This window comes from Mucilaginibacter sp. P4_A11 (assembly GCF_056402535.1).
This window is the reverse complement of the sequence record NZ_JBFUHE010000014.1, coordinates 145675-157591: the sequence shown is the minus strand read 5'-3', so window position 1 is coordinate 157591 and position 11917 is coordinate 145675. Positions and strand designations below refer to the sequence as shown.

The 11917-nt window shown below is 42.1% G+C and carries 11 protein-coding genes; 7 read left to right on the top strand and 4 right to left on the bottom strand.

Features of this window, described 5'->3' with window-relative positions:
• Positions 1-441: 441 nt before the first annotated feature.
• The 4 genes from AC1DUD_RS24040 (at position 442) to AC1DUD_RS24025 (ending at position 4050) form a co-directional block, all read left to right on the top strand.
• Positions 442-1494, top strand: a complete 1053-nt coding sequence (locus AC1DUD_RS24040; RefSeq protein WP_477379154.1) for an alpha/beta fold hydrolase — start codon at positions 442-444, stop codon at positions 1492-1494.
• 67 nt (positions 1495-1561) lie between these two features.
• A complete protein-coding gene (locus AC1DUD_RS24035; protein ID WP_477379152.1) occupies positions 1562-2536 on the top strand; it encodes a heme-binding domain-containing protein in 975 nt (324 codons plus the stop codon).
• A 7-nt stretch (positions 2537-2543) separates the two neighbouring features.
• Positions 2544-2999 (top strand): hypothetical protein, encoded by a 456-nt coding sequence (locus tag AC1DUD_RS24030; protein WP_477379150.1) that lies wholly within the window; start codon positions 2544-2546, stop codon positions 2997-2999.
• A 253-nt stretch (positions 3000-3252) separates the two neighbouring features.
• Complete coding sequence (locus tag AC1DUD_RS24025) at positions 3253-4050, top strand: peptidase associated/transthyretin-like domain-containing protein (RefSeq protein WP_477379148.1); 798 nt, start codon at positions 3253-3255, stop codon at positions 4048-4050.
• A gap of 309 nt (positions 4051-4359) precedes the next feature.
• On the opposite strand, the gene AC1DUD_RS24020 is transcribed toward AC1DUD_RS24025, so the two are convergent.
• The gene (locus AC1DUD_RS24020) at positions 4360-4587 is read right to left on the bottom strand and encodes a hypothetical protein (protein ID WP_477379146.1); all 228 of its coding nucleotides are present in this window, start codon (positions 4585-4587) and stop codon (positions 4360-4362) included.
• Between the two features lie 292 nt (positions 4588-4879).
• On the opposite strand from AC1DUD_RS24020, the gene AC1DUD_RS24015 reads away from it, so the two are divergent.
• Complete coding sequence (locus tag AC1DUD_RS24015; RefSeq protein WP_477379144.1) at positions 4880-7027, top strand: alpha-L-fucosidase; 2148 nt, start codon at positions 4880-4882, stop codon at positions 7025-7027.
• A gap of 314 nt (positions 7028-7341) precedes the next feature.
• Here AC1DUD_RS24015 and AC1DUD_RS24010 read toward each other — a convergent pair whose 3' ends face one another.
• The 3 genes from AC1DUD_RS24010 to AC1DUD_RS24000 are packed head-to-tail and all read right to left on the bottom strand — an operon-like array spanning position 7342 to position 8854.
• Entirely contained in the window at positions 7342-8037 is a 696-nt protein-coding gene (locus AC1DUD_RS24010; RefSeq protein WP_477379142.1) for a ClpP family protease, read from the bottom strand.
• A gap of 12 nt (positions 8038-8049) precedes the next feature.
• A complete protein-coding gene (locus AC1DUD_RS24005; protein WP_477379140.1) occupies positions 8050-8322 on the bottom strand; it encodes a hypothetical protein in 273 nt (90 codons plus the stop codon).
• Positions 8303-8854, bottom strand: coding sequence for an RNA polymerase sigma factor (locus AC1DUD_RS24000; RefSeq protein WP_477379139.1), 552 nt, complete (start codon positions 8852-8854; stop codon positions 8303-8305). Before AC1DUD_RS24000 ends, AC1DUD_RS24005 begins: the two co-directional genes overlap by 20 nt.
• A 469-nt stretch (positions 8855-9323) precedes the next feature.
• Here AC1DUD_RS24000 and AC1DUD_RS23995 point away from each other — a divergent pair, with 469 nt between their 5' ends.
• Together AC1DUD_RS23995 and lysA are read left to right on the top strand one after the other, a co-directional pair.
• On the top strand, positions 9324-10634 hold the full coding sequence (locus AC1DUD_RS23995) for an aspartate kinase (protein ID WP_477379137.1): 1311 nt from the start codon (positions 9324-9326) through the stop codon (positions 10632-10634).
• Positions 10635-10756: 122 nt separating this feature from the next.
• Positions 10757-11917, top strand: a complete 1161-nt coding sequence (gene lysA, locus AC1DUD_RS23990) for a diaminopimelate decarboxylase (protein WP_477379135.1) — start codon at positions 10757-10759, stop codon at positions 11915-11917.

Below are 11917 nucleotides of genomic sequence, written 5' to 3'. Positions count from 1 at the left end.
GTTTAAAACTATAAGTCAAAAAAGCAGGCGGCTTTATATAGCTGCCCGGAGCAATTAATTTATTTACGATATTATTGGTGTTATTTTAGAATTAAGCGCCGCCGCTCCTGGCGACGCTTTCGCTATAGTTGCGATTTGTAAAAAAAAAGCGGCTGTTATTAAAGGAATTGTGTTCCATACTGCCGCCATTCGGACTTTACCGGCTGAAATTCATACATGAGGTAAGGCCTTAGGAACACTTAATTCAGGTTGGCGCCCATAGTTTTATCGCAACCGGCCCACTCCACTATATCGAAAGGTATACTTTCTCGTTCCGCCGGTTTAACGATTGTATTCGCCCATTCAACGAATAACGCTCATGACGCATTATTGACCATTCTACTTTAGCTTTCAATAAGGGCAGAAAACATTTACAAAGAATAAATTCAAACATCTAATACCATGAACAAATTACCATTGCGAAAAACCAACAACCTGTTGGCTAAAATGAAATTGTTTTTCACAGCATTGTTGCTACTAAGTTTCGGCTCTGCACATGCATATCAGAGCAGGGCGTGGAAATCTAAAGATTCCATTATGCTATCAAATGATCAGTTTGGGCCAATCAAACAAATAAACGCCGGACTGCTGAATGTAGGATATGTTGAAGCTGGGCCCGCCAGCGGAGAAGCGGTAATCCTCCTTCACGGCTGGCCATACGATATATCAGGTTATAGTGAGGTTACAAATATCCTGGCTGCAAAAGGCTACCATGTTCTGGTGCCTTATCTGCGGGGTTACGGTACAACAACATTCCTATCGGCTTCAACAAAACGCAACGGACAACAGGCTGTAGTAGCAGAGGATATCATAGCTTTTATGAATGCCCTGAAAATTAAAAAGGCAATACTTGGCGGATATGATTGGGGGGCACGTACTGCCGATATCATTGCCGCTATTTGGCCTGAAAGGGTTAAAGGACTGGTTTCTGTAAGCGGATATCTGATCGGAAGCCAGGCTGGAAATAAGGCGCCACTTCCTCCAAAAGCTGAATTGGCTTGGTGGTATCAATACTATTTCGCGACAGACCGCGGTGTTGCGGGGTACGCTGCAAATACCGCGGCTTTTAATAAACTGATTTGGCAGTTAGCCTCTCCGAAATGGAACTTCAGCGATTCAACTTATGAGCAGTCTGCAAAAGCGTTCAATAATCCGGATCACGTTAAAGTAGTTATCGATAATTATCGTTGGAGATTGGGCCTTACCCAAGGCGAATCTAAATACAATGCCCTTGAAAAGAAACTTGCTGCAGCTCCGGTTATTTTGGTTCCTACTGTAACTCTTGAAGGAGATGCAAATGGCGCGCCGCACCCGGATCCTTCACAATACGCTAATAAATTTAAAGGTAAGTACCTACATCATACCATTAACGGAGGGATAGGACATAACCTGCCACAAGAGGCACCGCAGGCTTTTGCAGATGCGATCATAGAAGTTGACAGTTTGGCAAAATAACCCGTATGCGATTTTACTTCATAGCCCGATTAACGAGCCCGGGTAAGAAAATAAAAAATACATTGTTATGAAAAAAACAAGATCGATAGCTTACTACAGAGCTCTTTTAATTGTTGGTGTGCTGGCGGTTGGTTTCATCTTACTGCAATTTACATCGCCCGTCATTGTTAACCCTCCTGTGACTAAGGAAATAACTGCTCCGGAAGAGGTTAGCCGGATCCTAAAGCAATCTTGTTATGATTGTCACTCTAATGCCGCTAATCCAGCGTGGTACGGCCGGATAGCACCGGTGTCTTTCCTGGTTAACCATGATATTAATGAAGGCCGTTCAAGGTTTAATTTTTCTGAGTGGGACAAAAATCCCCCGGTTGTACAGGAGCTATTGCTGTGGGAGATGGTCAACGCTATTGAGCAGGGAAAAATGCCACTTAACCGTTATAGTTGGTTGCATAGTGGTTCCCGGGTATCCGCATCCGATCTCGCAATACTTAAGAAGTATGTTAATTCATTACCCGGAAGGCATAAAGTTGATACAGGCAGAATTATCAGGCCTGCTGCCCTTTCTTCAGAGCAGGCTAATCTCAAAGCTTTTAAGGTTCCGGTATCTGTAAATGGTGTTCCATATTATCCGGATTATAAGAATTGGAGGATCATTAGTATCACAGATAAATATGACGGGGGAAGTATGCGTGTGGTGTATGCCAACGACATCATGTATAATGCCATTAAATCGAATAAAATGCCTTTTCCGGATGGTTCGAAGATGGTCAAAGCTGTTTGGGGCAAGCAACAACAGGGCAGCGACGGCATAGTAAGGCCTGGAAATTTTCAAAATGTACAGGTTATGGTAAAGGACAGCAAGAAATATGCTGCAACAGAAGGATGGGGATTTGCAAAGTTTGATGGCCTGGCGTTAAAGCCATATGGAAAGACAGCGATCTTTGATAGGACTTGTATCAATTGCCACCGGTTGTTAGCGCCTGAAAATGATTTTGTCTTTAACGTTCCCACTAAGAAAGTAACTAATCAAGTAACACAATAATGAGGTCATGTTGAAGATAATCTATTATACACTATCAATAACGCTGCTACTGAGTTCTTGTCAGCAAAAAAGATACGCTACACTGGCTCCGGAATATCTCTATGAAGTTAAAGGTCAGAAACCTATCTGTTCATTGATAGACAACAAAAAGGGAAATATTCTAATGCTCTATGGGAATGATGCTGCCATGCAAGCTGCCAATGACTCATTGGTGAGGCAGGCGCCGGGAGCAGATTACACCCTGGTAACATGGAGGCAAAAGCAGATGCCAGGTTGGTATGGAACAAATATGAATGGTGAGCTTTATTCTATTGAGACCCTTAAAATCTCCAACATTGGTAAACAACTCAAATCCGCTTACCAATTTAAGGCAGGCAAAGCTTATACTGCTGTAGGTACCAGGTTAAACAGCGCTCAACGCATTCAGTTTATGATCGATCAGCGGGCGGCTGTCCTACCCTGAAAAGGAGTGGAAGGCGTTTTGCTGAAACCCTGTATCGTTTTCTAACATGATTCTGCTATTTGTCGGTTAATAAGACTACTGCATCGCGCAGTGGTCTTTTCATCCGTATACCATCAGGTGTTATTATATCTTCATGAAAATAGTTGAACGTGCTACAGACGTAGTCATATTGTTAATATTTGTTAAAAGCACACAGGTTAGCAATTTATGTGTTACATTTAAATAACCTACTTACCTGTTAACTGAACCCGTCATGAAAACATTGAAACTTACCTTTACAGTAATATTGATGCTTCTGTCAATAAACCTGTTTGCCCAGCGTATTAAAGGAATAGTGATTGATAAAACTACCTATTTACCGGTTGCAAATGCCTTTATCAGCACACCGGCGTCAAAAGGTATAAGTAATACAGAAGGGAAATTTGTATTAGCTGGTGTAAAGCCGGGCGATACATTAAGGATCAGCAGTATTGGATACAAACCATTCAGGCTTATAATTAGTTTTTTGAAATTTGATACTTTAAGATGTTACATCGATCCGGATGCAACAGTTTTAAGTGAAGTGAAAATCAGGGCCAGGCGTAATGCTAAAGCCGATTCATTAAGGAACAGGAGGGAGTTTGCTTCTGTTTTTGCCTATCGTGGCTCAACCATAAAAGATGCGTTTATAACACGTCCGGCTGATCTTGATTTTGGTAAACCCAGCAATCACATAAACGCAGATAAAAGTACCGCATCTATTTTGAGTATTAACCTGCTTTCGGTTGTTGATATGCTTACCAAAAACAAAGCTCCGCAATCAAAGCTGCAAAAGATCTTACTGAAGGATGAGGATGATGAGTATGTCGACAGGTTTTTTTCGCCGGAAAAGGTAAGTTCTATAACTAATCTCAAAGGCGATTCGCTTCAAAATTTTATGAATCAATATCACCCGGATATAAAAAAAGTGAAAAAGATGAGTGATTACGATATGATCGGCTATATTAAAAAAAGCTATACCGAATATCTCAAATCAGGAAGTAAACAAACAACGCCGCTTTTTGGAAGATAAAATTGCCCTGGCTTGCATTTTAACTGATTACTACCTTTCAATTACCAGGTACTTTTTATTACAGCTGTAGCAAAAATACCTTTTAACCGGTAGCCAAAATGTCAATAGCTTTAACAGGAGCGGCCTTTTGATCCTTTGCCCGGTGTTAGTTAGGCAGTTTGGACAAAAAGTGCGGTTATGCCTTTTCTTTGAAGGTTCATTTTCAGTATCTACAATATGCATAACATGAATACAATTAAAGCCATTGTATCCTCATAAGCGGGCTTTACCGGTTAAAAACCTAAAACTACATACCTTTGGGGATAGTTTTTATGAGGCTTTGCTATTATATGGAGTGCTTGTAAGCACAGGCGATTTTTTATTAAACCTATTCCATTCATCAATATTTACCATGCCCGGAGCAGTTGCGTAATGTTTTTTACTTGTAGGACAGGTAACTAAAAAACCTTTGCGGCTTTGTTCAATTACCGGGCGCGCACCGCATTCTTTGCAAGGCTCACAATGGATATTGGGTTGGATTTGTATAGGTTCTGCCATTTACTTTTTTTTAAAGGTTAACTAAACCCTGCCACCAGGCAAAAGGTTTTTTTATTATGAATCAGGGCTTGGGTTGTGACATTACAAAGATGCAGATAATATTTTTATTAAAAAAATGCAATTTGTGAAGGCAATTTCACAATTATGTAACGCTTTAATTAACAAAAGTGTAAAATTGACTAACAATGTGTGCATAATTGTGCAATTGTAGGTTTACAGTCAACTCCTTTAAGTTGTGTTTTTTTTGTTTATTAGCAACTTTTTTACACTTTGGGTTATTGAATCCATCACCATGAAAAAAAGTATATATTCCCTGTTATCATTATTAATTTGTTCTCATTTGGCATTTGCACAACCATCCTCACCTCCGGTAAAGCAATGGCAGGATCAAAAGTTTTCCATGTTTATCCATTTCGGGGGCATTTACTCAGTTTTAGGTGGTGTTTGGGACGGTAAACCTGTTAGCCGTGGTTTAAGTGAGCAGATCCAGGCACATGCAGGGATATATAGCGATACTTATGCCAATCTGGCTAAAAATTTTAATCCCGTAAAATGGAATGCCGATAGTATAGCACTGCTGGCCAAAGCTGCCGGGATGCGTTCGATAGTGCTCACCTCAAAACATCACGACGGATTTTGCATGTTTAAAACAGCAACCACCGATTTTAACGTGGTTGACGCTACACCCTTTAAACGCGATGTGGTAAAGGAAATGGCCGAGGCTTGTAAAAGGCATGGCCTCAGGTTTGGGTTATATTTTTCATTGATCGATTGGCATTATCCGCAGGCGTCACCCATATCAAGCCATAATTCGGATTATATAACACCCGAACATCATGAGTATAACAAAAGCCAGGTGACCGAACTGTTATCAAACTACGGCACTATATCCGAACTTTGGTTTGATATGGGATCACAAAGCCCCGAACAAAGTAAGGAACTTTATCAACTGGTACACCGCCTGCAACCCGATTGTATGGTGAGCAGTCGCCTGGGTAATGATCAGGGTGATTTTGCCGTTATGGGTGATAATCAGTATCCCGATTATTCTATCGGTGTGCCGTGGCAGTCGCCGGCTTCGTTTTTTGATGAAACGTGGGGTTACAGGTCATGGCAACAACGCGGCAGCGAGGATGAGAAATATAAAGAGAAACTGGAAAGCCTGATCCGTGTGATCAGCCGAGGTGGTAATTACCTGCTCAATATCGGGCCTAAAGGCGATGGCTCAGTTGTGGATTTTGAAAGGGATGTTTTATTGAAAATAGGGGCCTGGCTTCATAAAAATGCCGAAGCTGTTTATGGTACCACCGCCGATCCGTTTTTTACCGCCTTTAACTGGGGAAACGTAACCAGCAAGCCTGATAAATTGTACCTGTTTGTAACATCGGTACCAGCCGACGGCCTGATCACTTTGCCCGGCCTGGAAGGCAGGATCAGTAACGTATCTGTTTTGGGCGAACAACAATCACTCACATTTAAGCAAACCGCCGATGCTGCTGTGATAACCTTACCCGCTGGTTTTGACAATGAAAAACAGATCAAGGTAATAGCAGTTGATATTGCCGAAGACTATAAAGTACAGCCAATTCACATCCTGAGCAGCAGTTATGATCATATAAATCTGGACGAGCATAATGCCTATAACTACTACAGCTCATCAGGTATTGATTACAATAGTAATTATCAAAGCACGGTAAAACAAGCCTGGACAATAAAGCCAAAGCACAAAGGCAAATATCTGCCCACTATACAATATACCGATGAAGAGAAGGGTAGTGTAATTGATCTTACCGTTAATAATGTAACCACCACGCTTAAGCTTGAAGGCGACAGGTTGATGAAGTTCAAATCAGATACTGCTAAAATAAAATGGGGGCCTCTGTATATTGCCGGGCCATATTCGGCAGGCTTAGGCGGTTTAAATGGTATTGCCGATAAAATTGATGTAGCTAAACCATATACTAACGATGCTGATAAACTTTGGCAGCGCATGGATAATTATAAAAACGGACAGCAAATTGAATTGCCGGCAGGTATGGATAATGCGTATTACATTTTGCAAAATATCAATATAAAGCAGGGAACAATTTATGCGCAGGTTAAAATTACCAGCGGCGATGGTGTTATTGTATTGCTAAATGGCAAGCAACTGCTTATCAATAATAACCCCGGCAAAGCTGCTTCGGTAAGCCATGTTATCGGGTTCAACCTAATGGCCGGAAATAACCAGTTATTGATAAAGGTGTTTAACAACTTTAAAAAGAATATCCCTTTTGCTATCAATCATAGCATCCCRCAAAATATCTACATAAAAGATCTTAATCCTTTGATGTTAGATGAAAATGAACTTTACCCGGTGAGTTTGAAGCTGCATGATCCGGCGTCGCCACATCAAACATTAAAACTGCCGAACCTTGAAGTTTGGTTTGCAAAAAAATAGAAAAGTGGATATATCAAGAGGCTGTGTCATCAATTAAATTGACCACGCTGGGTGTTGCGTTACCTATGAATAGAAATTTAGCCGATAATATTTATACAAAAGGGGGTTAACACGTTTTTTGCATAAAAAACACTTAGTTGTCTGTTTATTAATTATATAAGTAAATGTTAACCCCGAATTATGTTAATCCTGTTAACCCCCTTTTGTTAGTAAAGTCAATCTAACCCAAAACTATATATCGCTTAAGTATCTGAATAAGTCAAAAGATGAGGCTGATCATGATTTGTGATACAGCCTCTGAAAAAAGCAGTTGATCAATCCTCCTTAGCTCCTAAAACCTCATCGATCATCCCGAAGGCTTTGGCTTCTTTGGCTATCATCCAATAGTCACGGTCGGATACTTCATTAATTCGTTCGTAGGTTTGCCCGCTGTGTTTGGCTGCTATTTCATATAGTTCCCTTTTCATTTTGGCAATCTGTTTGGCAGCAATTTCAATGTCCGACTCCTGCCCCTGGGCCCCGCCCGACGGCTGGTGCAGCATCACTCTTGAATGTGGCAACGCGGCCCGTTTGCCTTTGGCTCCTGCACACAGTAATGTGGAAGCCATAGAGGCAGCCATACCGGTACAAATAGTAGCCACATCGGGCGAGATGAATTGCATGGTATCATAGATCCCCAACCCGGCATATACCGAACCTCCCGGCGAGTTGATGTAGATCTGGATATCCTTTTTGGCATCTGCTGATTGCAGGAACAGCAATTGCGCCTGGATAATATTGGCCACCTGTTCATCTATCGCGGTGCCCAGGAAAATGATCCTGTCCATCATCAGTCTTGAAAAAACATCCATTTGCGAGATGTTCATCTGGCGCTCTTCCATAATATAGGGTGTCATACCCATGTTTATTTTGCTGTTGTTTACCTGCGCAATAAACCTGTCGACATGTAAACTTTGGACACGGCGGTGCCCCAACGCATATTTGCGGAACTCATTTTGATTGATATTCATAAAATTTAGCTTTTAGCGTTTGCGAAATAAACGCATGATCTTTTGCCTGAAACCCTCATGCTCAGGCTGGCTGAATAGTTTTTGATGCACGGCTTCAATCTCGGCCCTCAGGTTGTTGCGGCCGTAATGCTGTACCAGGCTCAAGGTTTGCTTATGCCACAACACCTGGTATTTAAGTTCAGGGTTGATGATCAGTTTGGCTTCAAACAGCAACGCCTCGTCAGGTGCGGCCTGTTTAAGAACATGATCATCGATCTCCTTTATCTCATTCAATGAAGTCCTCATAAGCCAGTGATTGTTCTTTAACTGTTTCCCTTACTTTCTCAATGCATTTATATTTTTGCACAGTGGCCGAGCGCTCGCCTGCATAGCCAAATAAACCTGCTACCTCCTTCATCGGTAGCTTATGGTAATAAAAAGCACTCAACAATTCCATGCACTTTTTACCGGCAGTTTCCAGGTAGTGCATCAGCTTATTGGTGGATGGCTGCTCGTCAGCTTCATCGGTAATATCAAAGCCTTCAATGCAGTTATCAAGCGGCAGGTTGTTGTTACCATCTTTGAATTTTTTAAACCAAAGGTGTTTTGCAATGCCTAACAAGTAAGCTTTTTCACTGCTTTGCAAGGGGAAGTCTCCTTTAACTGCCTTCTCGTAATAAATAACGAGTGCGTCCTGGAAAACATCCTTTGCATCATCAAAGGAGCCGCCCATTTTACTTACATATTTCGCCACCGTTGGGAAAGCGCTTTTGTAAAGCTCTGTAATGAGTTTTTCCCTTTGGGCCGCCGGTTTATCAAAAACTATCTCATGTGCCATGATCAATGCGTTTAATAGTAAGTGCGCAAAACGGATGATATATCACCGTGAAGTTAGAAAATATTTATTTGAGGATGGATATATGTAAAAAGGTTGTCATCCTGAGCGATAGCGAAGGATCTTCTTGGATATGCAGAGCCGCAATACGGGGCGAAGAAGATCCTTCGTTCCTCAGGATGACATAATTAAAATAGGGTCATTCTGAGCTTGTCGAAGCATGGTGTACTGGGCCTCTGCACGCGACCCTTCGACAAGCTCAGGGTGACAGGTCCTCTTTGGTCATTTCATCTTCAGAGTCAGTCGGATTTAAACACTCAGGATGACAAGCGCCCTTCCAAATTTTAATTCAGTTCATATTACAGATAAGCGTTTTAAAACACTATTTTTAGCGCCTCAAATATTGGTGCTTGAAAATCAGTAAAATGATAGCTCAAACATCAATTCATATACGGTTAACAGCAACATAAAAATGAAAGTTTTAAAATTTGGTGGGACATCAGTAGGTAGCCCCGCCCGGATGAAAGCGCTGCTTGATATCATTAACCCGGCCGAGCGCCAGGTGGTGGTGCTATCGGCAGTATCAGGCACAACAAACAGCCTCGTAGAAATTGGACAAGCATACCTCGCCGGCGATAAGAAGAAGGCGGTGCAGCTGATTACTATCCTGAAGGATAAGTACGAAATTTTTATTAAGGAATTGTTTGCCAAGCCCGAGTTTTTAGCCCAGGGCAAAGAGGTTATCGACTACCATTTTTCATTACTGAGCAACCTTGCTAATGATCTGTTCACCCACATTGAAGATAAGATCATTGTGGCTCAGGGCGAGTTGCTTTCAACTACCCTTTATCATGTTTACCTGAAGGAGATAGGTTTGCCATCGGTACTGCTGCCCGCTTTAGATTTTATGAAGACAGATGAGGACAACGAACCCATTGTTGACCACATTACCGAAAACCTGCTTCCGCTGCTTGATAAGCATCCTGAAGTAAACCTGTTTATTACCCAGGGCTATATTTGCCGCAATGCTTACGGCGAAATAGATAACCTGCGCCGTGGCGGCAGCGATTATACCGCATCACTAATTGGTGCCGGTATCCGCAGCGAGGAAGTACAGATCTGGACGGATATCGATGGCATGCACAATAACGATCCGCGGATCGTAAAAGGCACGCAACCTATCGCCCAGTTGTCATTTGATGAAGCTGCCGAGCTTGCTTATTTTGGCGCGAAGATCCTGCACCCTCAAAGTGTGTTCCCCGCTCAAAAATATAAGATTCCGGTTCGTTTGTTAAACACCATGGATCCAAAAGCGCAAGGCACCCTGATCACCAACAGCAGCGAAAAGGATAAGATCAAATCAATCGCTGCTAAGGACGCTATTACCGCTATCAAGATTCAATCGAGCAGGATGCTATTGGCGCATGGTTTTTTACGGAAGGTGTTTGAAGTGTTTGAGCGCTATAAAACATCTATCGATATGATCACTACATCAGAAGTGGGTGTTTCTGTAACCATCGATGACACTACTTATCTCGGTGACATCACCAAAGAGTTGAACACTTACGGTTCGGTGGAGATAGATGTGAACCAAACCATCATTTGCGTGGTAGGTGATTTTGGTGCCGAAAAACATGGCTATGCTGCCCGTGTGCTGGAAGCTGTTAAGCATATCCCATTAAGGATGATATCATATGGTGGCAGCGATCACAACCTGTCGTTATTGGTAAAAACCGAGGATAAGGTTGAAACCTTGAGGAGCTTACATAACAGGTTATTTTAATTTCGGATCCCGGATTTTCGATTTCGGAATTAATTTATTTGAGATTTTAAATTTAAACGTCATTGCGGGAACGAAGCAATTTACAAAATGCATAGTTCAGCATGATTTGATGATATACTACAATGTTCACAAGTAAAACTATAGATAAATTTAACGGCTTAGATACCCCGTTTTATTACTACGATCTTGAGGTGCTTAAAAACACGCTGAGTGCCTGTCGCGATGCATCTGCAAAGCACGGCTTTCACGTGCATTACGCCATGAAGGCTAACTTTAACCCAAAGGTTATTGATACTATCCAAACTTATGGTTTTGGTGCTGATTGCGTGAGCGGCGGCGAGGTTAAAGCGGCCATTGAGCATGGCTTTGATAAAGGGAAGGTTGTATTTGCCGGGGTAGGTAAGTCTGACCGTGAAATAAACCTGGCCCTTGATGCCGATATTTTCTGCTTCAATGTGGAATCCATCCAGGAGCTTTTTATTATCGATGGCCTTGCCAAAGCAAAAAATAAAAAAGCGGGTGTAGCTATCCGGATCAATCCTAACGTTGATGCCCATACCCATCATTTTATCACTACCGGGCTCGATGAAAACAAGTTTGGGATCAATACCTGGCAATTGCCCGATGTTGCTGCTGCTTTGCGTAAATGCGATAACCTGCAATTTTTAGGCATCCACTTCCACATCGGCTCACAAATAACCGACCTGGAAGTTTATAAAAACCTGTGTACCCGTATTAACGAAATGCAGGAATGGTTTGAAGACCGCGGCTTCCCGATAAAAGTGTTAAACACCGGCGGTGGTTTGGGGGTTGATTATTATAGCCCTGACAACAATATTGCCGACTTTGAAGCTTATTTCCAGGTATTCAAAAACTTCCTGAATGTTAAACCGGGACAAGAAGTACATTTTGAATTAGGCCGTGCATTGGTAGCTCAAAGCGCCTCATTGATATCACGGGTACTTTACGTTAAAAACGGGCAGAAAAAGAATTTCCTGATCCTTGATGCAGGTATGACCGAACTGATCCGCCCGATGCTTTACCAGGCTTATCATCAGATAGAGAACTTAAGCCGGAAGTCGGAAGCCGGCAAGTCCGAAAGTTTGAAATATGATGTTGTGGGCCCGATATGCGAAAGCACAGATTGTTTCCAGAAAGATGTAGTGTTACCCGAATCATTCCGCGGCGACCTGATAGCCGTACGTACAGCGGGTGCTTATGGCGAGGTAATGGCATCAGGCTATAACCTGCGCGATAGGGTTGGCAGTGTTTATTCTGAATAA

What these genes read in the sequence shown, in the direction of transcription:
- AC1DUD_RS24040 (WP_477379154.1), top strand. Translation starts at nt 442, where the DNA reads ATGAACAAATTACCATTGCGAAAAACCAACAACCTGTTGGCTAAAATG.
- AC1DUD_RS24035 (WP_477379152.1), top strand. Translation starts at nt 1,562, where the DNA reads ATGAAAAAAACAAGATCGATAGCTTACTACAGAGCTCTTTTAATTGTT.
- AC1DUD_RS24030 (WP_477379150.1), top strand. Translation starts at nt 2,544, where the DNA reads ATGTTGAAGATAATCTATTATACACTATCAATAACGCTGCTACTGAGT.
- AC1DUD_RS24025 (WP_477379148.1), top strand. Translation starts at nt 3,253, where the DNA reads ATGAAAACATTGAAACTTACCTTTACAGTAATATTGATGCTTCTGTCA.
- AC1DUD_RS24020 (WP_477379146.1), bottom strand. Translation starts at nt 4,587, where the DNA reads ATGGCAGAACCTATACAAATCCAACCCAATATCCATTGTGAGCCTTGC.
- AC1DUD_RS24010 (WP_477379142.1), bottom strand. Translation starts at nt 8,037, where the DNA reads ATGAATATCAATCAAAATGAGTTCCGCAAATATGCGTTGGGGCACCGC.
- AC1DUD_RS24005 (WP_477379140.1), bottom strand. Translation starts at nt 8,322, where the DNA reads ATGAGGACTTCATTGAATGAGATAAAGGAGATCGATGATCATGTTCTT.
- AC1DUD_RS24000 (WP_477379139.1), bottom strand. Translation starts at nt 8,854, where the DNA reads ATGGCACATGAGATAGTTTTTGATAAACCGGCGGCCCAAAGGGAAAAA.
- AC1DUD_RS23995 (WP_477379137.1), top strand. Translation starts at nt 9,324, where the DNA reads ATGAAAGTTTTAAAATTTGGTGGGACATCAGTAGGTAGCCCCGCCCGG.
- lysA (WP_477379135.1), top strand. Translation starts at nt 10,757, where the DNA reads ATGTTCACAAGTAAAACTATAGATAAATTTAACGGCTTAGATACCCCG.